This window comes from Schaalia odontolytica, from assembly GCF_002847525.1.
GTDB lineage: Bacteria > Actinomycetota > Actinomycetes > Actinomycetales > Actinomycetaceae > Pauljensenia > Pauljensenia odontolytica_B.
Genome location: NZ_PKKM01000002.1, coordinates 93725 through 116682, shown reverse-complemented (window position 1 = coordinate 116682; position 22958 = coordinate 93725). Strand labels below are relative to the sequence as shown.

General features: G+C 63.2%; 20 protein-coding genes. 9 read left to right on the top strand and 11 right to left on the bottom strand.

Annotated elements, in window-relative coordinates:
- Window positions 1-30: 30 nt before the first annotated feature.
- The 4 genes from CYJ22_RS01700 to CYJ22_RS01685 all read left to right on the top strand — a co-directional run bounded on the left by CYJ22_RS01700 (window position 31) and on the right by CYJ22_RS01685 (window position 4099).
- Window positions 31-1230, top strand: a complete 1200-nt coding sequence (locus tag CYJ22_RS01700) for a S8 family peptidase (protein WP_101600608.1) — start codon at window positions 31-33, stop codon at window positions 1228-1230.
- A 135-nt stretch (window positions 1231-1365) separates the two neighbouring features.
- Window positions 1366-1752 (top strand): YbaB/EbfC family nucleoid-associated protein, encoded by a 387-nt coding sequence (locus CYJ22_RS01695; protein WP_007587899.1) that lies wholly within the window; start codon window positions 1366-1368, stop codon window positions 1750-1752.
- A 5-nt stretch (window positions 1753-1757) separates the two neighbouring features.
- Entirely contained in the window at window positions 1758-2939 is a 1182-nt protein-coding gene (locus tag CYJ22_RS01690; protein ID WP_101600606.1) for a hypothetical protein, read from the top strand.
- Window positions 2936-4099, top strand: a complete 1164-nt coding sequence (locus CYJ22_RS01685) for a hypothetical protein (protein WP_243390426.1) — start codon at window positions 2936-2938, stop codon at window positions 4097-4099. Before CYJ22_RS01690 ends, CYJ22_RS01685 begins: the two co-directional genes overlap by 4 nt.
- A gap of 259 nt (window positions 4100-4358) precedes the next feature.
- On the opposite strand, the gene CYJ22_RS01680 is transcribed toward CYJ22_RS01685, so the two are convergent.
- The 3 genes from CYJ22_RS01680 to CYJ22_RS01670 form a co-directional block, all read right to left on the bottom strand.
- Window positions 4359-5036, bottom strand: a complete 678-nt coding sequence (locus tag CYJ22_RS01680; RefSeq protein ID WP_101600602.1) for a potassium channel family protein — start codon at window positions 5034-5036, stop codon at window positions 4359-4361.
- A gap of 277 nt (window positions 5037-5313) precedes the next feature.
- Complete coding sequence (locus CYJ22_RS01675) at window positions 5314-6285, bottom strand: endonuclease domain-containing protein (RefSeq protein ID WP_243390425.1); 972 nt, start codon at window positions 6283-6285, stop codon at window positions 5314-5316.
- Window positions 6286-7191: 906 nt separating this feature from the next.
- Window positions 7192-8754 (bottom strand): TrkH family potassium uptake protein, encoded by a 1563-nt coding sequence (locus CYJ22_RS01670; RefSeq protein WP_101600598.1) that lies wholly within the window; start codon window positions 8752-8754, stop codon window positions 7192-7194.
- A 142-nt stretch (window positions 8755-8896) separates the two neighbouring features.
- Between CYJ22_RS01670 and CYJ22_RS01665 the strand changes: the two genes are divergently transcribed.
- The 3 genes from CYJ22_RS01665 (at window position 8897) to CYJ22_RS01655 (ending at window position 10031) form a co-directional block, all read left to right on the top strand.
- Window positions 8897-9115 (top strand): helix-turn-helix domain-containing protein, encoded by a 219-nt coding sequence (locus tag CYJ22_RS01665; RefSeq protein ID WP_003792089.1) that lies wholly within the window; start codon window positions 8897-8899, stop codon window positions 9113-9115.
- Window positions 9116-9199: 84 nt separating this feature from the next.
- Window positions 9200-9298 (top strand): 30S ribosomal protein bS22, encoded by a 99-nt coding sequence (locus CYJ22_RS01660; protein ID WP_003792170.1) that lies wholly within the window; start codon window positions 9200-9202, stop codon window positions 9296-9298.
- Between the two features lie 64 nt (window positions 9299-9362).
- Window positions 9363-10031 carry a histidine phosphatase family protein gene (locus tag CYJ22_RS01655; RefSeq protein WP_101600596.1) on the top strand — a complete coding sequence of 223 codons (669 nt, stop codon included), beginning with the start codon at window positions 9363-9365 and terminating at the stop codon, window positions 10029-10031.
- A gap of 30 nt (window positions 10032-10061) precedes the next feature.
- Here the strand turns inward: CYJ22_RS01655 and CYJ22_RS01650 are convergent, their stop codons facing one another.
- Entirely contained in the window at window positions 10062-10454 is a 393-nt protein-coding gene (locus CYJ22_RS01650; RefSeq protein ID WP_101600593.1) for a phospholipase, read from the bottom strand.
- 41 nt (window positions 10455-10495) lie between these two features.
- The gene (locus CYJ22_RS01645) at window positions 10496-11425 is read right to left on the bottom strand and encodes a ribokinase (RefSeq protein WP_101600591.1); all 930 of its coding nucleotides are present in this window, start codon (window positions 11423-11425) and stop codon (window positions 10496-10498) included.
- A 185-nt stretch (window positions 11426-11610) separates the two neighbouring features.
- Between CYJ22_RS01645 and CYJ22_RS01640 the strand changes: the two genes are divergently transcribed.
- Window positions 11611-13044, top strand: a complete 1434-nt coding sequence (locus CYJ22_RS01640) for an MFS transporter (RefSeq protein ID WP_101600589.1) — start codon at window positions 11611-11613, stop codon at window positions 13042-13044.
- Window positions 13045-13149: 105 nt separating this feature from the next.
- Here the strand turns inward: CYJ22_RS01640 and CYJ22_RS01635 are convergent, their stop codons facing one another.
- The 5 genes from CYJ22_RS01635 to CYJ22_RS01615 all read right to left on the bottom strand — a co-directional run bounded on the left by CYJ22_RS01635 (window position 13150) and on the right by CYJ22_RS01615 (window position 18396).
- A complete protein-coding gene (locus tag CYJ22_RS01635; protein ID WP_007589031.1) occupies window positions 13150-13617 on the bottom strand; it encodes a DUF4853 domain-containing protein in 468 nt (155 codons plus the stop codon).
- 152 nt (window positions 13618-13769) lie between these two features.
- Window positions 13770-14267 (bottom strand): DUF4853 domain-containing protein, encoded by a 498-nt coding sequence (locus CYJ22_RS01630; protein ID WP_007589020.1) that lies wholly within the window; start codon window positions 14265-14267, stop codon window positions 13770-13772.
- Between the two features lie 77 nt (window positions 14268-14344).
- Window positions 14345-15943, bottom strand: a complete 1599-nt coding sequence (locus CYJ22_RS01625) for an alpha/beta hydrolase (RefSeq protein WP_101600584.1) — start codon at window positions 15941-15943, stop codon at window positions 14345-14347.
- Between the two features lie 193 nt (window positions 15944-16136).
- Window positions 16137-17030 (bottom strand): 1,4-dihydroxy-2-naphthoate polyprenyltransferase, encoded by an 894-nt coding sequence (locus CYJ22_RS01620; RefSeq protein WP_101600581.1) that lies wholly within the window; start codon window positions 17028-17030, stop codon window positions 16137-16139.
- Between the two features lie 43 nt (window positions 17031-17073).
- Complete coding sequence (locus tag CYJ22_RS01615; protein WP_007589027.1) at window positions 17074-18396, bottom strand: AMP-binding protein; 1323 nt, start codon at window positions 18394-18396, stop codon at window positions 17074-17076.
- Window positions 18397-18602: 206 nt separating this feature from the next.
- On the opposite strand from CYJ22_RS01615, the gene CYJ22_RS01610 reads away from it, so the two are divergent.
- Complete coding sequence (locus CYJ22_RS01610) at window positions 18603-20045, top strand: L,D-transpeptidase family protein (RefSeq protein ID WP_101600578.1); 1443 nt, start codon at window positions 18603-18605, stop codon at window positions 20043-20045.
- A 1555-nt stretch (window positions 20046-21600) separates the two neighbouring features.
- Here CYJ22_RS01610 and CYJ22_RS01600 read toward each other — a convergent pair.
- Entirely contained in the window at window positions 21601-22836 is a 1236-nt protein-coding gene (locus tag CYJ22_RS01600; protein ID WP_101600574.1) for an IS256 family transposase, read from the bottom strand.
- Between the last annotated feature and the right edge of the window lie 122 nt (window positions 22837-22958).

The window sequence follows — 22958 nt, the reverse complement described above, 5'->3', positions numbered from 1 at the left end:
TCCCGCTGGACAGTGAAAGGACAAAGGCCCTTGACTACGACGACGAGGCATGGGCGCGCCCTGCGTGTCCTGGCAGTCTTTCTCTGCATCTGCACGCTTATCGTGGGCAGTGTGGTCGTTGCCGAGCAGCCAGCGCAGGCGCTCACACGACCAATCGTGGCGACGGACCAGACCCACTACTCGCGTTATTCTCTCGACTCCCTTCGGGCGCAGGGGTACACGGGGCGGGGAGTCGTCGTCGCTGTGCTCGATGGCCGAATCGATACGACGATCCCCGAACTCGCTGGAGCACACATTGAACTGAAGAGTCCGTGTGTCCCGCAACGTGTTGAGAAATCGGATCGACACGCGACCTTCATCGCGCAGGTGCTTGTTGCGCGGGACTTCGGCTTGGCGCCGGACGCGACCATCTACAACTACGAAATGGTGCGCGAGGCGCTTGAGGGGGAAGGCGACTGCTCGACGAGCTGGTCGAGACCGGGTGATTTGGCTCAGGCTCCCAACCTCATTGAGCAGGCTATTAATGATGGAGCTGACATTATCTCCATCTCGTCGACCTTTTCCGTACCGGAATCCCAGGAGATGCGGTGGGCGCTTGCCCGCGCAGTCGTCAATGGTGTGATTGTCGTCGCCAGCATGGGTAATGAAGGCATCGAGAACGACCCGCGATCGATGGGGAGTTGGTCTGGCGTTGTCGGTGTGGGCGCACTCGAACCGGACGGAACAGTGGCCAGCTACTCGAGTTGGGGCGATGGAGTGTCGGTTGCTGCTATCGGGGAGGTGATGGTTCGTTCGTCGATCGATGGGAACGACTACATCGTGAATGGCACGTCCATGGCGGCTCCGGTCGTCGCTGGGACCCTCGCGTTGGGCAAGCAGCGCTTTGGACGAGAAGCAACGACGGAACAGATCCTCCAAGCGTTGGTCGCTACCGGGAGTGGAGCTGGACAGTGGAACAACCGAACTGGTTACGGAGAGATCGATCCCGCTGCCCTTCTTTCGTCTGACCCCACAGCGCTCTCCAACAGACACCCATTCATTGGAAAAGGCAACGGGGCAAAGCCCACAGTCCAAGAGATTTCGGACTATGCGGATGGGGTTGTGAACCCGCGAGTAATCATGAATGACCCGTCGTATGTCTATCGGGGCACCGATGAGAAGAACGCGTTGAGGGATGGGCACAAATACCCTGTTCACCTGGGAACCAGCCCGCGCTACCACCGGGACTGACGAGGCGTCAGGGTTGTGCGTGTTGATATGTCAATCCTGAACGACCTTCTGGTCGGTGAATTTCCGCTGTCCGTGGCGTTGTCTCGCAGGTCGAAGAGCTCCCCACATATCGCCTCAGTCGGTTAGGATAACCGTATGGTAGATGTGATGGGGCAGACGCCCGAAGAATTTGAACAGATGCTGAAGGATCAGATCGCCGCCGCCGAGAAGAAGGCGAACGCGATCAAGGAGCTCGTCGAGCGACTGACGTCCGCCCGTGTTTCTGGCATGGACAGCAACCAGGATGTCGAGGTCGAGGTCAACTCTGACGGTCGCATGACCAAGATCTCCATCGATGACAACGGCATGCGCGGCAGTGCCCGCGAGCTTGAGCAGGCGATCATGGAAGCCTACGCGGACGCCGGGCGCAACATGGCGACCTTCGTCCGCGAGCACGTCGCTCAGGACTTCAAGGACGAGGGTGGCGCAATCGAGGCATACGCCGCCACCGTGGAACCCGTGCTGAACTCGCTCGGGCGCTGATACCAATGTCGAACTACGATCTCGCAATCGACCTGGATGGGCTGGTGAGCCACGCGGGCGAGGTGGACAACTGCGCCAACACCCTCGATGCGTGCTACGACACCGCCACCCAGACCCTGGGACAGGTCATCACGAACGCATTCGGCCTGATGTTCATGCAGTACACCGCCGTGTGCACCTACCAGTTCTCGAACATCGCGGCCATGATCAATGACGCCGCCCAGGCTGAACACCGCCTGAGCAACTGCCTGATTGACCTCGAGCAGCGGATGCGCGCGGCTGAGTCTGAAAATGAAGACACTGTTAAGGGACCCGGAAACGAACTCGAGCCGTGCCCCACGCCTCCCGGTGCAGGAGACACCCCCGGCACTCCGCCCGGCTCCGTAGCCCCGGGCGCGAGCGCACCGGTCACCGGGCCCAGCGGCGGCAGCGCAGATGGCGGCGTAGGTGTGCCCTCGCACGGCGGCGGTGGCGGCGTATCGAGCGGCGGTGGCGGAGGCGTCTCGAACGGAGGCGTCAGCGGCACTGCCACCATGCCCAAGCCGAACAACGCCGAGGACATCATCAAGGGCCTCGAGAAGGACAAGAAGGACGACGAGACCTCCATTGCGAGCATGCTCGCCGGCCACGACAAGGTCTGCGTCGGTGAAGATGAGCTCCGCGCCTTCCTCGAAAAGCAGCGCGGCGAGGAAAACGCCGACCTGAAGACGTTCTACGACCGTCAGAAGGAAGACCAGGCGAAGGCCCTCGAACGCTATGCCGAGGCGCACCCGGGTGAGGACATCTCCGAGGTGAAGACCCTCATCGAGGACAACCAGAAGCAGCAGCAGGACGCGATGACGGACTTCCTGGCGAAGCAGCGCACCGAGGAAGAAGCCCAAATCCGCGAGTTCGTCAAGGACAACCCGACGGCAACGACCCAGCAGTTCGACACCTTCATGTCGAAGCAGCGCAACGAACAGCAGACCAGTTTCCGCGCCTTCGTCGACGAACAGCAGAAGACACAGAACGCGCGCATCGACGAGTTCTCGAAGGCACACCCCGAGTCCAAGCCGGAAGACGTCCGCTCTCTCTTTGAGAAGCAGGACAAGCACGGCGACCAGGACATCGAGACCTTCCTGACCCGCCAGCGTCAAGACGAAGAACGCACGCTGCGTCGCTTCATTTTTGAAGGAGTGAAGAAGTGAGCCCTCAACAGCCGGTATATACCCGTAGCGAGTGGATGGACGGGTCCGACGACGCCCTGGGCCCCATCGGCGACATCCGCGACGCTGTCATCCAGCTCGATGCCGGTGACTGGAAGGGGGGCGCCGAGTCGGCACTCAGCGCTGTCCAAGGCATTGGCGAGCTCGCCCTGGGTGGGCTTGGTGGCTTGATCAGCTACGGCGTGGATATCCTCCTCAACTACGTCGACCCCCTGAAGTTCTGGATGGACCAGCTCACCGGTGACTCCGCGCAGGTCAACGGCATGGCCATGACCTGGGCATCCATCGGAGATTCGCTGCGATCGACGGCATCCGAGCTCGACTCCGGATCGTCCAGCGCCATGCAGAACATGAAGGGCGAATCGGTCTCCCGTTACCTGTCGCGTCAGGGGCAGGTTGTTGCTTCGATCAACACCCTGGCCGACGCGTCAGCCACCGTGGGCAGCGCGGTTGCCAAGGCCGCTGAGCTCGTCAAGAAAACCCACGATTACGTATGCAAGCTGATCTCGGACATCATCGGAGAGGCCGTTGAAGGAGTAGCGTTCGCGGGGCTCACGCTCGGCGCGTCGCTCGTCAAAGCCGCGGTCGTTGTCGGCGAGCGGGCTATTGCCGAGGCCTGGAACGTTCAGAACCTCCTGACCCTGCTGAAGATGGCCTTCGACGAACTGAAGTCGCTCTTCGACATCCTCACGGCAGCTGCCCCCGCCTTCCTCAGCGCGATCCGCGAGGTGGGTAAGGAATGCGGTACCCCCGGCGGCGGTTGCTGCGGTGAGGGCTCTTCTTCGAGCAGCGACAAGCCGAAGCGCTCCCCCCTGGACGAGCCCGTTCGCGAGTGCCCGCCAGAGGAAAAAGAAGAGAAACACCTCATCGATTACATCACTGACCCGATCCTCGAGCCTCTCCGCGCAGCTGAGGACTTCGTTAAGCCGCTCGTCAAGCCGATCGGTGACGCGGTCAAGAAGGTCGTCGAGGATCCCGAAGGATACGGCCTCACCCGTCCCTTCACACCCAAGGTCCACATCCCCCCGTCGACCGTGGGCAAGAAGCTCGAGGAAGAGAAGAACAACGGTTGGTCGAGCGCATCGGGCTCGGGTGATGACTGGGGATCGGGCGGTTGGTCGGGCTCGTCCGGTAGCTTCTAGGAGCTTCGCCAGTCGCGTCACTGACCTCGACTGATAAGGGGGTGCCCCGCACAGATACTGTGCGGGGCACCCCCTTATGGTCATGCATCTGCGTCGGGTTGACGCTTCGTCTGCTGCGGGCTTCCTTGTCGATGCTGGCCTCCATCGGCCGTGGTCCAGCGTGCGCGCATACCCGCCCCGGCCTCGTCGAAATCCTGAAGCATTGGCCTAGGGCGCTGCAACACGCATCCGGCGTCGCACTCCGGGCCTCGACGAAGTACTACGGACGGTTCGCGAAGTACTCCAGCAGGTGCGAGTCGCCCGATACGATAATCTCGTCGTCGGCGTTAATGCGCGTCGACGAGTCCGCGTACTCAAAGCGCTGCTTGGGACGGCGGATCGCCAGCACGTTCACGCCGTAACGGCCGCGCAGGTCGAGCTCTTCGAGGGAGAAGCCGCGCACCTCCTGCGGGGGGCGCAGCTTCATGATGGAGAAGCCGTCCTTCTCCATCTCGATGTAGTCGACCATGCGGCCACCCACCAGGTGCGCCGTGCGCTTGCCGGCGTCCAGGTCGGGGTAGACGACGTGGTGGGCGCCCACGCGGCGCAGAATGCGGCCGTGCTGGGAGGACGTCGCCTTCACCCAGATCGAGGAAATGCCCATGTCGACGAGGTTTGCGGTGATGAGCACCGCCGCCTCCAGCGAGGAACCCACGCCGACGACGGCGCTGCGGAACTCGCGCGCGCCCAGCTGTTCGAGGGCATCCTTGGAGGTCGCGTCGGCCTCGACGAGGGGGAAACGACCGGCGAACGCCTGCACGCGTGCAGGGTTCTTTTCGACGGCTAAAATCTCGTACCCCAGCTGGTCTTGCGTCACCGCGACTGCGGAGCCGAAACGGCCCAGCCCGATGACGAGTGTTCCCGACTGGAGGTCCTTTGACTCGCGTTCATCTGCCATGCCCCCCATTCTTCCCTGCGCACGCCCCCAACGCGAACGCTGCGGCCGTGAACGCAGTGGTGTTTGCGGTGTCCGTGCCTGGAAGTGCTGGCTAGCGTGACGGCGCCTCCGTGCAGCTCGTGGAGCGCAAGGGTGTGGCACGGATGCATTGCCTGACGCGCGAGAAGATGGTGGAAGGCGTTTTCGAGGAGGCTGTCTCTGCAAGGTTCGTCGCGGTACCGGTGTCGGTATCTGGTCGGTGCGCGTGAAACACGCGTGAAACATCGCGGCTCGGTTGTTAACGTCCTACCTTCGCGCGGATGGCGACCAGAACCTGGGCGACGATCTCGTCGACGAGTTTCAGGTCCGACCAACGAACCCGAATCACTTTCCAGCCCGCGCGTTCGAGATCCCTTTGGCGACGCTGCTCGGCCTCAATGCTGTCGTGGACTTGATCGACGGTCTCCCCGTACTTGATGCGCCCATCGAACTCGATGGCGATCTTCAGGTCGGGCAGTGCGATATCGATGAAGTACGTGCGGCCGTCAATGCGGACTTCTGCCTGTGTCGCTAACCCATTGATGCCCGCGCGCAGCAAAGCGAGGAGGACCAGGGCCTCGCCGGGAGACTCGCATCCAGCGTCAGCGTGGTCGATGATCCATCGGGCGTGCCTGCGTCCTCTGGCGTTACGGGGAGTGTCATCCAAGGCCTGGTGAAACTTCCTCCGTGCCTCATCCTCGCGGTTTCGCGATGCTTCCTGGTGGAAACGATCAAACTGGCATGCCCTGGCTAAACCTGCGCAGGCGATGGGGAATCCACGCTTGTCGCTCAATAGGCGTGCGCAATCAACGAGAACGCGTGCCGGTGTCGCGATGCGGAAGCCCAAGTATTCGATGGAGGGAACGGGATGGCTTGGACGGCACGTGCGAACACTCACGGAAGGGATGTGGATGTTGTCATCAATGACAATTTCAGGGAAATGAACGAGACGCGAACAACTTCGGGAAGGGACGTAGATGACGAGCTTCTCGAGGCTGCCCGTGCCCGGTAGACCGAGCAGAGATGCAATGGCTGGTCCGCTCAATGTGTAGGACGGGTGGCGCACACTCAGCGCACACAGGCGTGCAGCGGATACGAGTGCTTGGCAGTCGCGCGGGTTCAGGTCTGCAAACGCCTCTGCTTCGATATAAACGCCTGCCGTAATGCGCAGAATGTCACCGGTCTTATGCCTTCTGTGGAGGCAGACAGCGGTGTTGTTCTCATCAACCATGAGAAGGGCAGATCGTACAGACGCAATGCGATCAGGTGTCATGTCAGGACCTCCAGCTGGAAACCGTCGTTGCTTCGCTGGTTCCACTGTCGATGGTGCATCCTTCACGGCGCAAGCCTGCGAATCATGCCTGTGGATAACTGAGTTGGTTTTGGTGTCTGTGGAAAACTCGCTTATGTTCCGTGCGTCATTGGGTTTCCTGGTCTTGCCAAGCGGGTTGTTCCGAAAGGATGTGTGTCGTGAAACGGTGTCGAGACGGGGAATGAAATTTTGATCGCCCCTGCTCCGCAGGATATCGAGGTGCCGACAGGAAAATGAAATATTTTTCGCCCACATGAGCTGAAAATGACTCATTTTGCTCCGTTTTCTCGCTGCATGGGCGGTTTTTCTTTCACATAGGTGTGAGTTGGGGCGAATGTGGGCGGTTTTTCTTTCACATAGGTGTGAGTTGGGGTGAGCGTGGGTGGTTTTTCTTTCACATAGGTGTGAGTTGGGGTGAGTGTGGGCGATTTTTCTTTCAATGAGGGGTTGCCCCTCGACCAGAGTCATGCACTATGCGGGTGGTCGGCGCCTGTGTCGCTGCCTAGCGTTAGCGCGAAGGAAGAAGACAGCTGAGCCGGTGAAGTTGTGTCCTTGTCAGACATAGGAAGCTGTGGATAATGCGACGATGGCGCACACGGTGTTGCCCTCGTTAGCGCGATAGACCTTCAATTTGGAGGAGTGGGCGCAGTAATGGTGCCTTCAGTGCCGGGTACTGGTTAGTTTGTGCCGTGGTTGAAACTGGTGGGCCGTTGTTGGGTGCCTTGCTGGCCGAGTTTTGTACCGGTTGGGCGGGAAAGGTGTGTGCTGGCCACGGCACCGCGCCACAACAAAGCCCGCAGCCGCGACGGTGCCAGGCGCCAGCAATTAGCCGATGATGGGCTGTTCTTCGGGCATGCGGATGACGCGGGAGCGCTGGCGCAGGGCCAGTGCTGCGGCCACGGTCATGGAGCCGGTGCGTCCCGCGAACATAAGGAAAATGAGCACGTATTTGGCGCCGGTGGGCAGAATGGGGGTGATGCCCGTGGACAGGCCGACGGTCGCAAACGCGGACACGGTCTCAAACAGGATGATGTCGAGCGTGTAGTCCGTCATCGACAGGAGCAGGACAACGGAGTCGGCGACAAGTGCCAGGCCCAGCAAGGACACGGCAACCGACAGCCGGATTGCGGAGGTGGGGATGCGGCGGCCGAAGGTCTCGATGTCGCGGTCGCCTCGCGCCTCCGCGATGACGGCCAGGACGAGGACAGCAAAGGTTGTGACCTTGACGCCGCCCGCGGTCGACGCGGAGCCGCCGCCGATCATCATGAGGATGTCCTGAACGAAGTGGGTCTGCGAACGCATGGCGCCCACGTCGAGGGCGGATAGACCGGACGAACGGGAGTTGACGCCGGCGAGCATGGCGTTGAGGATCTTCGACGGCGTATCGATCGCGCCGAGCGTCGTCGGGTTGTGCCATTCGGTGAGGGCCAGCGCGAGCGCCCCGACGAAAGCCAAGATCAGGTAGGTGGACAGCGTCAGCTTTGTGTGGAGACGCCAGCGGCGCGGAGTGCGCAGGTTCTTCGCGACATCCATGATGACGGGGAAGCCGATGGCGCCCACGGTCGTGCCCAAGATAATGGGGACCAGCATCCACCAGTCGGTGACGTGGGGTGCGAGCCCGTCCGGAAGAATGACGAAACCGGCATTGTTGAAGACGGAGATCGCCATGAACACGGCGTCCCACAGGGCGTGCGCGGGGTCGAAGCCCATGGCGAGGAATCGGGGCAGGAACATGGCGGCCAGGAAGGCCTGCATGGTCAGCGACGTGGCGATGACTGCTTTGAGGAGCGTGGAGATCTGGCCCATGGCGCCCGTTCCGGTTTCCTGCGTGGCAAGCATGCGCTGGGTGAGGCCGAGGTGGCGGGAGACGGCGAAGCCGAGGATCGATGCCAGCGTCATGACGCCCAGGCCGCCGACGACGATGCCGACTGCGATGACGGCTTGGCCAAAGGGGGACCAGTAGGTCGCGGTGTCCACGGTGGTCAGGCCGGTGACGCACACGGCGGACACGGCGGTGAACAGAACGTCGACGAAGGGGGCGGGCGTGTCCGACGAAGAGGAGATTGGCAACATCAGGAGTGCCGTGATGACGCCGATGATGAGCGCGAAGGTGCCGAGTGCGAGGCGTGCGGGTGAGTAGCGTGCCTGCTTGGACAGCCAGGCGCGTACGCGCTGTACGGCTGTGGTGGGCACCTCGCCGTGTGGGTTCTGGGGGCCTCCGGGAACGCGGCGGACGACGGGGGAGGGTTGGGGGCTGAGGGTTTCCTCTGAGATCGCGGGGGACGAGGCCGTGGCTCGTCCGCGCACCAGGGAGCGTGTTGCGCCGGGTTCGGGACGTAAGCGAGGTGTCTTCCCCCGCTGCTGACGACCCTTGCGTGCCGGTGCCATCGATGCTCCTTAACGACTCTGCAACAAAAGTGGACAAAGTTGCAGTTTCCATGTGGTTGGGCAGTAGTATATTTCGTGAGGCTACGTAAGCGGTGAACGAATCGGGTTTAGCGCGCCTCGCGAGCATATCTGGGAGTCATTAATGGAACAGCAGTCGGCGCCGCGCTTTATGACTGTCACGGAAGTGGCGGACATCATGCGCGTCTCTAAGATGACTGTGTACCGCTTGATTCACAGTGGCGAAATGCCCGCGATTCGCGTCGGAAAGAGCTTCCGAGTCCCGGAGGCCGCGGTCGCCCAGATGATCCAGGCTGGTATGGCGGATCACTCTGGTGACCAGGCTCGCGTCATTGGCGGGTAGTATAGGCACGATGTGCCCGGCTCGGGCACCCATCATCCATCAGCGGTAGTACCTCTGCCGCACACACTACGAGGGAGGAACCCCATGGGCTCCGTCATCAAGAAGCGCCGCAAGCGCATGGCGAAGAAGAAGCACCGCAAGCTCCTGCGCAAGACGCGTCACCAGCGTCGCAACAAGAAGTGAGCGAGCGGAGGCCCGGCCATTTGGTCGGGCCTCTCGTGTATCCGGGGCCCTATACTTGGGTGTCATGGAACGCACCATTATTCACGTTATGCGCCACGGTGAAGTGGACAATCCGAACGGTGTTTTGTACGGGCGCCTGCCCGGTTTTGGGCTGACTGAGTTGGGCCATTCGATGGCTGCCCGGGCCGCGGAGTATCTGGTGGATTCGGGTGCGGATATTACGCGCGTGATTTCTTCGCCGCTGTTGCGCGCGCAGCTGACGGCGGCACCGACGGCGGCGGCGTACGGGCTGACGATTGAGTCAGACCCGCGTCTGATCGAGTCCGACAACGTGTTCGAGGGTATGCCGGTGAACTCGAATCGCGCGATGTTGGCGCACCCGAAGTACTACAAGTACTACTGCAACCCGCTGCGTCCCTCGTGGGGAGAGCCCTACCGAGATATTGCGTCGCGCATGAGTGCTGCCCTCTCCTCGGCCCTGCGGGCGGCCCGTGGGCACGAGGCTCTCGTCGTGTCCCACCAGAACCCGATCGTGACGCTGACGCGCTTCGTGAACGGTCAGCCGCTCGCCCACGCGCCGAAGTCACGTCACTGCGCGCTCGCGTCGATCACGTCGTTCATTTTCTCGGGCGCGACGCTCGTGGGGACGTCGTATGCGGAACCCGCGGCGGATCTCGTCGCGATTGCGAAGGATATGACGCCGGGGGACTCGCAGGCGGATCTGCGCCGCTGACGTGATCGTTGTGGGCGGCGACGGCGAGGCTTAGCTGGCGTTGTCGCCCGAGGCCTCGGTGGGGTCGGTCCCCTCATCCTCGGAGCGCTTGTGGCGTTCCTGCTCGAGGCGCTCTTCCTCGCGGCGCTTGCGCTGAATGTCGCGCTCGAGGCGGAACAGGAATTCCGGGTCGTCGTCGGGCGCGGAGGGGCGCTTCGGGGCCTCGGCCTGCTTCTGCTGAGCCTTTTCCGCGCGGGACACCCAGCGCAGGACGAGCCAGGCGATGGGGCCGATGGCGGCGATCGTCGCGGTGAAGAGGATGATCATGAGCCAGATGGGCTTGGCGATCTTGCCGGGCATCTCGTCTTCGGGCGTGCGGTGCCAGTCCGCGGCCGCGTAGATGGTGACGGCGAGCATTGCGACGACAAGGGCGATCCTGAGCATGCCCCTAGTCTACGGGGGTGTGCCTGCTCACGCTGGGGCGTTCACTCCGGGAGCAAACGGGGGAGTCGGGAGCGTGTGACGCGGGGGAGTGACGTGTACGAGGGCGCGGCCCCCGGCGCGAGGACCGCCGTCGATCCGGCCCGGATTCCGTCGGCCACGGCCTCGACGAAGGGCTTGCCGAGGGCCATCGCGGCCGCCAGCGCGCCCACGCAGGCGTCCCCAGCCCCGGTGGTATCCACGGCCTCGCCGAGGGTGAGGGCGGGGCAGTGCCCGGCCTCGCTGCCCGACGCCCACGCCGCGCCGTCCGCCCCCAGGGTGACCATGACGTGCTTGGGGCCGAGGCCTCGCAGCGCCCGCGCGACGCCGATCGCCTCCGTGGGGCTGGCGGGGGCGGGCATGCAGAGCGTCAAGCCTGCCTCCGTTTCGTTGACGACGAGGATGTCGACGCGGGCCATGAATGCGGCGTCGGTGGGGCGTGCGGGAGCCAGGTTGAGCAGGACGCGCGCGCCGAAGGAGTGGGCCCACGCGAGGGCGGTGGCGTTCGCCTCGGCGGGGATCTCTGCCTGCAGGACGACGATGTCGGCGGGGGAGGGGAACAACGAGGCCTTGGCCGGCTCGACCGTCACGGTGGCGTTCGCACCGGCGTCCAGGATGATCGTGTTCTCCCCGGAGGCGGCGACGGTGATGAGGGCGGTCCCGGAAGGGCCCTCGACCTCGCGCAGGTGCGTCACATCGACCCCGTGGGAGGCCAGGTCGGAGCGCAGGCGCTGGCCCGAGGGGTCGGAGCCGACGGCGCCCACGAATGCGACGGCGACGCCCGAGTGTGCGGCGGCGGCGGCCTGGTTCGCGCCCTTGCCGCCCAGGCTGTAGCTCAGGGACGAGCCGGAGAGTGTTTCGCCGGGGTGGGGGAAGCGGTCGACCGTGACCGTGACGTCCTGGTTGATAGAACCGACGACGATGACGCGTTCCATGAGGGCTCCTTTGCGAGTGGTTGCTCCATTGTGCCACGTCGCGCGGCTGATGATGTGCGCTTCGACACCTTGTTGACGGGGTGTTCGGTGGGCTGCAGGCGATGTCGCTGGTTAAGCGTTGCTTTATTTGGATGCTAGTTTCCTGCAATACTGCTAAATCTTTGATTTGTGGTGAACTAATCGCCGTGCGCACGCTTCGGTTCTTCATCTCATCACGCGCGGCAGGCCCCACCTGCCGCGTCAACACTGTACCCTCACAGGTGATCCGCGGGGCTGCCTCGGCCCCCGCGGTCAACGTGCGCACCATCGCGACCGACGGTGAACTGGCCGACGGCCCCGCGCGGGTCCTTCTCCCGCTCCTCGGCATCTACGCGCTCGGCACCGTCTCCCTGCAGGGATTCAACCTCGTCTACCTGCGCGTCGCCCAGGACATCGGGGCTGGGGACGCCTCTGGCCTCATCACCGCGATCCCGGGAATCGTCCTCGGCGTCGCCTGCTTCCTGTACGGAACCCTCGGAGATTTCATTCCGCTGCGTCGCATCGTCGACGTAGGGATCGCGCTGATCGTTGCCGGTTCCCTGCTCGGCTTCGCCTTCTCCTCGTCCCTGGTTGGTGTCATCGTCGCTCGTGCCCTCCAGACACTGGGGTACCAGGCAGCCGCCTCCGCGTACATGATCCTGGCCACCGCCATCCGTGACCCGAAGAAACGAGGCCTCTACGTGGGCCTCATGTGCGCGGCCTTCCAGGGCGGTACCGCGATCGGCATGCTCTCGGGAGGCATTCTCGCCGAGATCAACTGGGCGCTCCTCCTCCTCATTCCCCTTGTCGGCCTCGCATTCCTGCCCATCATGGGGCGCCGAGTCCCCGCGCGCGCCCGCGCTGGGCGCGTCGATGTCGTCGGCCTCGCGATCTTCTCCTCGCTGGCCCTGCTGCTCACCCTGGTCGCTGCGAACCCGCGCTGGTGGCTCATCGCCGGCCTCATCCTCGGCGGCGTTCTCTTCTGGCGGTACATCGGGCGTGCGCGCGCCCCCTTCATCACGCGTTCCTTCTTCACGAACGTTCCGTGGGCGCGCTCGATCAGCCTCATCCTGATCGTCTACTGCATGAACTTCACGGTCGCGCCCCTCATGAACGGCATTGGTGCCGCCAACTACGGGCTCACCCCCGCGCAGGTGTCCGTGCGCCTGCTGCCCGCCTACTGCGTCGCCCTGGCCACCGCCATGACCTCGGGTGCGATCATGTCCCGCATCGGGCGCGGGCGGACCGTGCGTGCGTGCGTCAGCCTCATCCTCGCGGGTACCGTCCTCATCGCGCTGTGCATGAGCATGGGGCCGTGGGTTATCACGGCCGCCATGTGCTTCATCTACGCGGGCTTCGGCGCCCTGTTTACGCCCATCTACGACACGGTCTTCGCAACCGTTGCTCCGGGGCAGAACGGGCGCGCCGTCGCCATGAATGACCTTGCCATGCAGGGCAGCGCAGCGATCGGCATCGGCGTGTTCACGCCGATGCTCGCATCGGGCGCCTTCCGGGCCATCGCCCTCGTCTGCGTCCTCGCCGCTGCGACCGGCATCGCCGGGGACTGGGTGCACGAATACCTGTACCGCCGCGGGCGCTGACCCGTTCGCTCACCTGCGGCGCACAAGGCCGCGCTCCGCGCCGCCGTGAGCGGTAGGAGGGTTCAGGCGAGGACGGTGAGGGGCTTTGTGGGTCGCAGGGGTGTCTTATTTGGGGGGAGTGAGGACCATCCAGTCGGGTCTACGGTCGGGAATATCGGCGACTTGCATGGGGTCCTGTGTCGAGCCGTCAGATTTCAGTGGTTGTGTCTCGTAGCCGAAGGACGCGCGCGTGGATTCGCGGACGTATACGTTGACGGTGACCCCATAGGTTGGATTCTCCGCAACAATCCGTGTTTCATTTCCGTCCTCTACTGTTTTCTTTTCTGTTGCCCGTATTGTGAATCCGAGGGGTGCCAGATGGGATTTGACGACGGCCTGCACTTTGTGCGCATCGTTCTCGACAAACAAAATCGTAGGGGACGTGAGTGTATAGAGTTGCGTGTCGCGTACCGGCTGGCTGGAGATAAAGTCCCAGCTTTGGCGTTGGCTGAAGTTACTCTCGTTGATGAGTTCGTTGCGCACCTGGATGAGGGTGGGTTCAATGTCGCGGCCGACGGCCTCGATTGACTCCATTCGCCCGGCCTTTTGAAGCGCCTCATCTGCCCATGATTGCCGCCCTACAGTCACGGGGAAAAACGGTGCGCACGCAGCCGTGCACAGCGCCAGGAGGGCGCAGGTGAGGAGCGCGAGTGGTCGCGCTCCCTGGCGTGCTGCTGTTCCTTGTGTCATCCCTGTCCTGCGGGTGGGAGGTTGGGGTCGAACCAGTCGGGGATGCGTCCGGGCTGGTCGATCATCTGCGGCGGGTTGCCAGTGGACCCGTCCGTTGGAGTGTCCTGTGTGTAGTAGTAGGTGGAGGTTTGCTCGCCCAGTCGTGTCGTCGCGGAGACCGCGGCGTGGTATTCCTCGTTAGTCCACACGTAGTCAACGATCTCAACTCCGCCGGAGGTCCAGCGATCTTCGGAGAGCTCGAATCCGAGGGGCAGCAAGCGCTTGTTGTAAGTATCGCGGATGAGGTCGGTGTCCAGCTCGGTGAAGAAGAACATGCGCGAATGGAACGAGCAGATGGTCTTGCCATCTTTGTCATAAGTGTCGATCGAGTAGCTGTTCTTGTATGCCATGAAGTTCTCGGCGGTGACGAGCTCGTTGCGCGCGGCGATGATGGCGGGCTCGAGGTCACGCTGGAAGGCCTCGACGGATTTAACCTGGGGGCTAAGCGGGTTCATGGATCCTCCAAAAAAAGGTGCGCACGCGGCGCATGCGATGGTTGATGCGAGTGCGAGAAGGGCCGAGAAGAGCTTCCTCATACGTTTGGTTTGCCTCCAATGACACTGGCAATGTCACGGTTCGCCTGGGTGTCTTTTCTGAAGTAGGAGCTGTGTTTATCAAAAAGAGGCATCAAAGAAGTTGGAACGGTCTTTCCGGAGAGGTGCTTATAGCCTGGCATTTTGGTCGGGTTCTTGCCGAACGAGTCATCTGGACCCAAGCCCTGCACAACGTCCTCCAGATATGGGGCTGCACTGACGTACGTGTGTCCTTCGGGGACGTGGAACTCGGCCACGTCCTGAACGCCTGAGCCGGGCGAACCGAATTGGACGAGATCGTCGATGACGCCGTCTCCGACCAGTGTTGCAGCTATACCCGCGGTGGTTGAGCCGTAAGAGTGGGCGGCGACAGTGATATGGGCGTCGCCTGCCCCGTGCTCGCGCGCCGCGTCAATGCCGGTCAGGAAGCCGGAGAGCTTCTTGGCACCCGCCTGAGCCATGTCGGTATTTGACGCTTCGAGGACACCGGGAGGCGCGTCGTATCCGAAGAACTCGACCATCGCGACTTTTTGTCCGGGGCCTGCTGCCTTTTCTGCCGCTTCGCGCATGACTTTGGCGTGACCGTCGTACTCCTGGATAGAGCCTGCGACGCTCGTCGTCATGCCGGGAACGATGACACCGATATGATCGGCGTCATCCGGATTATTCTGCGAGACGGCCGCGAGGATATTCGGTCCGCTCGCGTCAAGCTGCATCAGGAAGCGAGGAACGCCGTCGGAGTCCCGCTTGAGGGTCTTGTCAATTTCATCAAGAGCCTTGACACGAGCTGATAGGCGCATGAATTCTTCAAATTCCGGGCCGCTCATGTGGGGGTTCATCTTCGCGACGAACGCGTCCAGCTCTTCCTTTGCTTGCTTCTGGAGCCGTGGCAGCATGATCCGGTTCGCCTGGTTGCGCGACGTGTAGTCGACGCCCTCAAGGTTGCCGATGATGTCTGGGTGCTGGTTAATCATCCACTGCTTGTCATCGTCGGACAGGGAATTCCACCAAGACGCGTTTTCCTGTGCAGAGGCTCCGGCGGGAGGTAAGGTGGGGCGACTCTTGATCGTCGTGGAGTAGTGTACGTGGTTATCGAAAGTACCTGCCTCAAGGGAGGCTAGCTTCTGTGAGAGAGAATCGACGAGTTTCTGTGCCTGCGTGAGGGCAGTGTTGACACGCTTCTGTGCGGTGTCGACCATGTACTTGATATCGAGGATATTCTTCCCCGCCTTTTTGAGCCTCTTCACCTGCGCTGCGTCTATTGACACGTTCCCACTCGAGTCAATAGTCATATTCCAGGACTGTGCCAGCTGCTTTGCGTCGTCTGCGTTCGCGCGAACTTCGTTGATGCCCTGAGCGCCCTCAGAGGCGATCTCGGCTGAGCTGATGAGGAAGTTGACTTCCTTCTCGATAGCCGTAATCTGCTTGCGCAGTGCGGCCTTGGCTGCCTTGACCGTTTGGCCCGAACCGGTGAGGCTATTCAATGGTGATGCAAGGGCTTCGCCAACGGACTGCAGCTTGCGTTGATTGCTATCACACTCCGCTGCGTACGTCTGCAGCGGCGCTGCTTCCCATTGCTGGATGTCTGTCCAGTTCACGGCTTCATCACCGAACCCTGGGCGACCGTGCCCATCGGGGCGTGCGCGCCCGGCGTGTAGGAATCATTGCTCATCGTGGCCTCCGCTTGAACGGTGAGTAGTGCTGTAGATCATCCTATCTGACAGATGGTCGTTTTTCATTGCCCGAGGAGACTATGTGAGCGCAAGGAGCCCCGGCCTCGTCCATGAAAACCTAGGAAATCACGAGGGCAACGGCCGCGAGAACACTCCAGGAGAGCGTAAAAAAACCCGTGTTGCGCAGGACCGTAATGAGCTCGCGGCCCGAGGCTCCGGTGAGGACCGGCAGACTCACGCCAACCGCCCAGGCGGCCGCTCCCACGCCCAACGCGCACGTCGCCAGCGGGTGCAAACCGACCGCAGCGCCGAGGGCCATGATCATCGCGACCGGAAGCCACGCGCACGCCGCAAACACCCAGCGCGATGGACGATCACCCAGGCGCACGGCCGCCGTCATCTTGCCGGACTCGCGGTCCGTCGGAATGTCACGAATGTTATTGGCCATCAGCAGCGCCACCGACAGCAGGCCCAGCGCCGATGCGCTCATCCACAGCCACCACGGAGCCGACTGCACCTGCGTCCACGTCGTACCCACGCACGCCAGCAGGCCGAAAAACACGAACACCATCAGCTCGGACAGTCCGATGCCCATGTATGCGTACGGATGCTTGCCGCCCGTGTAGAACCACGCGGCCACGACCGCCGCGGCGCCCGCAGCGATCAGCCACCACGTGCCAGAAATCGCGACCAGCGCGAGGCCCGCGACCCCGGCCAGCGCGAACGACCCCAGCGCTGCCGCGAAGACCGTCTTCGGCTTGGCGAGGCCGCCGCCCGTCAGGCGAGCAGGCCCCTTGCGATTGTCGTCCGTCCCGCGAATGCCATCCGAATAATCGTTCGCGTAATTGACTCCCACCTGCAGCGCCAGCGCGACCAGAAGCGCCAGGGACGCGCGCGCCGCGCTGAAGCCCCCCAGGTAGTGCGCGGCGGCAGAACCCACGATCACGGGCGCGGCGGCGGCAGGGAGGGTGCGCAGGCGAGCGCCTTCAATCCAGTCAGAAACGGAAGCCATGCCCACCAGTGTAGTTGGAGCGGGCGCGGGTCCGGGAAACGGATTAGCGCACCCACTCCCGCTCGGTGCCCGAGGCCTCGGCCGCAGCCTGCGCGGCGGCGGCGCGGTCGATCTTATCGAAGCCCAGGTAGGGGAGGGACTCGACGGCCACAATCCGGCGAGGAGCCTGCGCGCGCCCAATGTGCGCCGCCGCATGCTCGCGGATCGCAGAGCCGAGCTCCGCCATCTCCAACGAATCCGACGGCACCTGCTCGGGGACCACCAGCGCGGTCACCACGTGGCCCCACTTCTCATCCGGGGTCGCCATGATCCACGCATCCGACACGCCCTCGAAGGAACGCACCGCGCGGCGCACCGGACCCGGCGCGATCGACAAGCCACCCGAGACGATCACGTCGTCCGCGCGACCACGCACCTCCACCGTCCCCGAAGCCCGGATAATGCCCAGGTCCCCGGTGAGCAGCCAACGATGGCCACCCTCGTCGAAGAAGGGGCTCTCCGCGTCCAGGTAGCGGGTCATGAGCGTCGGGCCGTGGATCGCCAGGCGCGTGCGCCCATCCCAATCCACCGCGCGCACCGACGTGCCCGGCAGGGGCTTGCCGTCGTACACGCAGCCGCCCGCCGTCTCCGTCATGCCGTAGGTGAGGCGCACCTTCAGGCCCGCCTCGGTGGCGCGGGCGAGCAGCTGCTGGTTCGTCGCCGCCCCGCCCACGAGGATCGCCGCCAGCGAGCGCATCGGCCCCACGACCTCCTCGCCAGCGTCGAGGCACTGGGCGAGCTGGGTGGGCACGAGCGACAGGTAGCCGGGCATCTCATCCTGCGTGGCGCCCTGAATCGCAGGTAGGAGCGCGCGCGGGTCGAAGCCCTCGGAGGTGTCAACGATCTGCGGGTTCGTCTCCGCGACCGCCGCGCGCAGCAGGATCATCGCGCCCGCGATGTGGTGCGCCGGCATCGCCAGAATCCAACGGCCCGGGCCCTCCAGGGCGAGCTCGGTGGTCTTCGCCGAGGCCATGAGGGCCTCGATCGACAGGCCGACGAGGCGGGGGCTTCCCGCGCTCGACCCCGACGTCGGGACGACCAGGTCAATGCCGTCGAAGAAATTCGGGTCCGCGTTGATTGCCTCGGCGAGGCCGGGGTAGCGGTCCTGAGGGAAAGCCTCCTCGGGGGTCACCGCAGAGCCGCGCAGCGTCGCCGGGGGCACATCCTCCGGGGCGCGCAGGATCACGACCGTGTGCGGCGCCGGATGATTCGGATCCGCCTGGCGCTCCTCGTAGAGCTCCACGAGCTTATGAATCGACGCATTCGCCAGGGCGACAGCGCCAATAGCGGTGCCTCCCGGCACAACAAGAAGTCGCGGCGCAGCCATGATGAGCCTCCCAAAGTCGACGGCGAACGCATATACAACCAGGATAAGCTCTTGCGTTCTCGCAGGTAGCAGGGGGCCTCGCGGCAAAAATCACGTTTGTCGGTTGAAATGGCTGAAATGCGCCCAATTCCTTGTGGCAGATAACTCAGCTGAAAATTCAACGGAATTTCCGCGTGGGCATGCATGAGGTTATACGATAGGGAACGATGCTCAAAAAACTATCCTTGAAAACCAGATGGGCGATTGGCGTCGTGAGCGCCCTCGTCCTCCTCGTCGTCTGCGCCGGCGTCGTCTACGCCGCCAACTACTCCGGACGCGCCCTGCCCGGCACCACTGTCGCTGGCACACCCGTCGCGGGCATGACCCGCGACCAGGTCGTCTCCGCGGTGAACCAGCGCGCCGACGCGACGAGCGTGACCCTGACCGTCGAAGGCAAGACCACCGAGGCCTCGCTCAACGAAGCGGGCATCACGGTCGACGCCGATGAGACCGCCGACGCCGCCATGAAGGGCTCCACATCCCTTCCCGCGTTCGTCAGCGCCCTCTTCTCCGAGCGCGATATCGAGCCCGTCGTCACCGTCAGTGAAGAGTCCATCAAGAAGCTCGCCGCGACCGCGAACTCGACCCTCACCTCGGAAATGAAGGACGCTGCGGTCGTTGTTGCCGAGGACGGCGAATCCTTCACCTTCACCCCCGCGCAGAACGGAAACGGCGTGTCCACAGAGGACGTCGCCTCCGCCGTCAAGCAGGCGGGCGCCACCCTCACCTCCGTCACCCAGGACGTGAGCGTGAGTGAGATGCAACCCTCCATCACCACCGAGAACGCGCAGGCCGTCGCCGAGAAGGCCAACGCCCTCCTGGAGACGAGCATCGAAATCTCCGACGGCATCGACACCTTTGCCGCCGAGCGCTCCGACAAGGTCAAGTGGGTCGAATTCCTCACCAAGGATGACGGCAGCCTCGAGGACCCGTCCATCAACTCCGTCAAGGTCGCCGACTGGGTCAACGCGCTGGCCGCAAAGACCGACGTCAAGCCCGAGAACCGCGTCGACAACGTCGACTCCGCGGGCAACGTCCTGACCGTCGCCCGCGAAGGCAAGAAGGGCCTCAAGACCAACAACACCGAGCAGATCACCAAGGACGTCGTCGCCGCCATGACCGACGGCAAGGCGTACGAGGGCCTGTTCCACTACGACGACGTCGAGCCCGGCTCCGAGACCAAGCAGGTCGCCGAAGGCACCGAAAACCTGGTCTACCAGGCAGCCGAAGGCGAGAAGTGGGTCGACATTAACCTCTCCGACAACTCCGTCACCGCCTACATCGGCGGCAAGGTCGCCGGCGGCCCCTTCTACATGGTTCCCGGCGCTCCCGAGACGCCCACCATCGTCGGCACCTTCCACGTGTACCTCAAGTACGACGTGCAGACCATGCGCGGCGAGAACGCCGACGGCACCAAGTATGAGACCGAAGGCGTCCCGTGGGTCACCTACTTCAGCGGTGGGTACGCGATGCACGGCGCCCCCTGGCGCTCCTCCTTCGGCTGGAGCGGCTACGGAGGCTCCCACGGCTGCGTGAACATGCCCGTCGACGCGGCGAAGTTCATCTACGACTGGACCGACATGGGCGACACGGTGGTCGTGCACTACTGACGCGCGTCGCGCGCTGCTGATCACCTGTCGCGCAGCGCCGACACCTGTCGTGCAGCGCCGACAACCACTGAGCACCGAGGGCGGGCCGGAACCGAGAGGTTCCGGCCCGCTTTTGTGCCCGTGCCCGTGCCCGTGTCTGTGCTTGTGTCTGTGGCCCCGCTGGTGTTCCGGGCGCCGTCTGATCCTGCTGTGGGGCCGGGCTGCTTGGTGCGCCCGTGGGCGGCGGCCCGCCCGCGAGATCGCCACACGCGAGCCTGACGGCTCGGAGTGGTCGATCTCGAAGCCCGGCCAGGCCTTGCCGCCGCCCACGGGCACCGCAGCCAGGCCTCCGGTCCCTCCGGTACCCTCCTTACCGGCGGTGCCTGTGGTTCTGGTGTGTCCGGGCCCCGACACCGCCTATGGGCGCCGCTGCCAGGCCCTGCGGTCTCTCCAGTGCCTTCCATGCCGGCGGTGCCAGTGGTTCTGGTGTGTCCGGCCAGGCCTCGCCACCGCCTACGGGCGCTGCAGCCTGGACCTCCGGTGCCTCCTCAACGGCGGCATCGGGGTACGACGTCCGGCTTAGAGTGTCGTCGCGAAGCCCGGCTTGGCCTCACCGCCGCGTATACGCACCCATACGGGTTCCGGTGAAAGAAATATCGCCCCAGCATGGTGCTCTAGTTCGCGGCATGGTGCTTCACTGAAACAAAAACCGCCCAGGCGCGCTCAAAATCGACGAAAACTGGCCTATTTGCGCGTGCTGGGGCGAATAATATTTCACGGTGCCCCGCAACAACTCATGCATGGGCGTTTTTTCTTTCAAACCGGTCCCGCCTGTGGTCACCGGTGTCAACAACTATCGCCGGATCATGGACGCAGAGGTCGGTGGCTGCTTGTTGATCTTCCCTGCCGATGAGGGGTGCCGCCATGATGGGGTGTAGAGGTCAGTGGCAGTATGCCGAGCCTCAAAGGCGGCTGAGCCCGCAAGAGGAATTCTCCTGCTCGGACTGTTCGATCCGCAACCGTGAATAAAATCGCCCTGCTCGGCCTGTTCGATCCACATGCGTGAATATATTCGCCCTGCACGCGGAAAAGTGCCCAAATCGGGTGTTTTCTGGTGTGCTGGGAGAGTTTTGTATCGGGTGTGGTGCTGGTGGGGGTGTGCTGGGCGAGTTATGTATCGGCGTAGCGGAGGAGGCAGGTGAGTTGTGCCGCGGAGGCCCTCATGTTGAACGTGTGTATGTGCGTCTGCAGTCCTTGCGGCTGCCTCTCATCAACCGGAGGAAATTTCGCATGCAATTCCCCTGAATGTATTTCAAAATGTGAACTCAGATCGTTGAAATTCTGCGGTTTGTGGGTTGTCGCGGGTGTGAGCCCTCAGGGAATTGCATGCGGAATTGCGGGGGCATGTCGCTCAGGGGCGCCGGAGCGATGCCGATAGTCGCGTCGATGGACCGAATCGGTGGCAGAGTGGGTGTAGTTGCGGCTGGGCTGGTCCGGCGCTCGTCTGGTGCGGCAGGCAGCAGGCGGGGTCAAGTCCTGTGGAGTGGTGTAATCGTTTTGTGTCCTTCGGGTTGGGTTATGCGCTGAGTTGGAGTGGGGTGTCCTCCTGTTGGGTGGGTTGTGGTGTGAGTCGTGATTTGGTGAGGATGTCGAGGCTGAGGTAGCGTCGGCCTTCGGCCCATTCGTCGTTTTGTTCGGCTAGGACGGCTCCGACGAGGCGGATGATTGCGTGGCGGTTGGGGAAGATTCCCACGGTGTCGGTGCGTCGGCGGATTTCGCGGTTGAGGCGTTCATTGGGGTTGTTGGACCAGATCTGGGTCCACACCCCGGTTGGGAAGGAGGCGAACGCGAGGACGTCTGCCCTGGCTTGATCGAGGTGATCACACACGGCGGGGAGCTTGTCGTGGACGTAGTCCAAGAGCCGGTCGTATTGTGCGTTGACCGATGCTGCGTCGGGTTGGTCGTACACCGAGTGCAGCATCGCTTTGACGGCGGGCCATAGTGCTTTGGGGGTGATGGACATGAGATTAGCGGCGTAGTGGGTGCGGCATCGTTGCCAGGTGGCTCCGGGCAGGTTGGCGGCGATGGCTTCAACCAGGCCCAGATGGGCGTCACTGGTGACCAGGCGTACGCCGGTGAGGCCTCGGGTGACCAGGTCAGAGAAGAACTCCTTCCAGGCTGGAGCGGTCTCGCTGGTAGATGTGCGCACCCCCAGCACTTCTCGGTGTCCGTCATTGTTGACTCCGGTGGCAACCAGGACCGCGCACGAGACGACGCGTCCTCCTTCGCGTACTTTCATGGTGAGCGCGTCAGCGGCGACGAAGGTGAAAGGCCCGGCATCGTGGAGGGGACGGTTGCGGAACTGATCCACGTGCTCATCTAGGTCGGCTGCCATGCGTGAGACCTGGGACTTGGACAGTCCTGTGATCCCCAGGGTTTTGACGAGCTTGTCCATACGGCGCGTCGACACTCCTGCTAGGTAGCAGTCAGCGACCACTGTGATCAAGGCGCTTTCAGAGCGTTTGCGCCGTTGCAGCAACCATTCTGGAAAGTAGGTGCCTGAGCGCAGTTTGGGGATCGCCACGTCAATGGTGCCGACCCTGGTGTCCAGGGGCCGGTGGCGATACCCATTGCGCTGGGTGTGACGCTGCGGATCTTGTTGGCCCCACTGGGCCCCGCACACGGCATCAGCGTCCGCTGATAGCAACGCGTTGATCATGTGCTGAAGTAAGGAACGCATCAGATCTGGGGATGCCTGGGACAACGCCTGGCCAAGCATGCCAGCAGGGTCGATAATATGAGGAGCGGTCATCGTTGTGCCTCCAAATCATTTCGAGTCAGAAGTAGAGAGCTTTCTCGAAGGATCACACGGTGACCGCACCCATATCAAACAGGCCGACCACCACACGGTTACACCACTATGCGGGACGCTAC

What these genes read in the sequence shown, in the direction of transcription:
- CYJ22_RS01655 (WP_101600596.1), top strand. Translation starts at nt 9,363, where the DNA reads ATGGAACGCACCATTATTCACGTTATGCGCCACGGTGAAGTGGACAAT.
- CYJ22_RS01675 (WP_243390425.1), bottom strand. Translation starts at nt 6,285, where the DNA reads ATGGTTGATGAGAACAACACCGCTGTCTGCCTCCACAGAAGGCATAAG.
- CYJ22_RS01635 (WP_007589031.1), bottom strand. Translation starts at nt 13,617, where the DNA reads ATGGAGTCAATCGAGGCCGTCGGCCGCGACATTGAACCCACCCTCATC.
- CYJ22_RS01665 (WP_003792089.1), top strand. Translation starts at nt 8,897, where the DNA reads ATGGAACAGCAGTCGGCGCCGCGCTTTATGACTGTCACGGAAGTGGCG.
- CYJ22_RS01615 (WP_007589027.1), bottom strand. Translation starts at nt 18,396, where the DNA reads ATGGCTGCGCCGCGACTTCTTGTTGTGCCGGGAGGCACCGCTATTGGC.
- CYJ22_RS01630 (WP_007589020.1), bottom strand. Translation starts at nt 14,267, where the DNA reads ATGAACCCGCTTAGCCCCCAGGTTAAATCCGTCGAGGCCTTCCAGCGT.
- CYJ22_RS01680 (WP_101600602.1), bottom strand. Translation starts at nt 5,036, where the DNA reads ATGGCAGATGAACGCGAGTCAAAGGACCTCCAGTCGGGAACACTCGTC.
- CYJ22_RS01600 (WP_101600574.1), bottom strand. Translation starts at nt 22,836, where the DNA reads ATGACCGCTCCTCATATTATCGACCCTGCTGGCATGCTTGGCCAGGCG.
- CYJ22_RS01650 (WP_101600593.1), bottom strand. Translation starts at nt 10,454, where the DNA reads ATGCTCAGGATCGCCCTTGTCGTCGCAATGCTCGCCGTCACCATCTAC.
- CYJ22_RS01620 (WP_101600581.1), bottom strand. Translation starts at nt 17,030, where the DNA reads ATGGCTTCCGTTTCTGACTGGATTGAAGGCGCTCGCCTGCGCACCCTC.
- CYJ22_RS01610 (WP_101600578.1), top strand. Translation starts at nt 18,603, where the DNA reads ATGCTCAAAAAACTATCCTTGAAAACCAGATGGGCGATTGGCGTCGTG.
- CYJ22_RS01690 (WP_101600606.1), top strand. Translation starts at nt 1,758, where the DNA reads ATGTCGAACTACGATCTCGCAATCGACCTGGATGGGCTGGTGAGCCAC.
- CYJ22_RS01670 (WP_101600598.1), bottom strand. Translation starts at nt 8,754, where the DNA reads ATGGCACCGGCACGCAAGGGTCGTCAGCAGCGGGGGAAGACACCTCGC.
- CYJ22_RS01695 (WP_007587899.1), top strand. Translation starts at nt 1,366, where the DNA reads ATGGTAGATGTGATGGGGCAGACGCCCGAAGAATTTGAACAGATGCTG.
- CYJ22_RS01660 (WP_003792170.1), top strand. Translation starts at nt 9,200, where the DNA reads ATGGGCTCCGTCATCAAGAAGCGCCGCAAGCGCATGGCGAAGAAGAAG.
- CYJ22_RS01645 (WP_101600591.1), bottom strand. Translation starts at nt 11,425, where the DNA reads ATGGAACGCGTCATCGTCGTCGGTTCTATCAACCAGGACGTCACGGTC.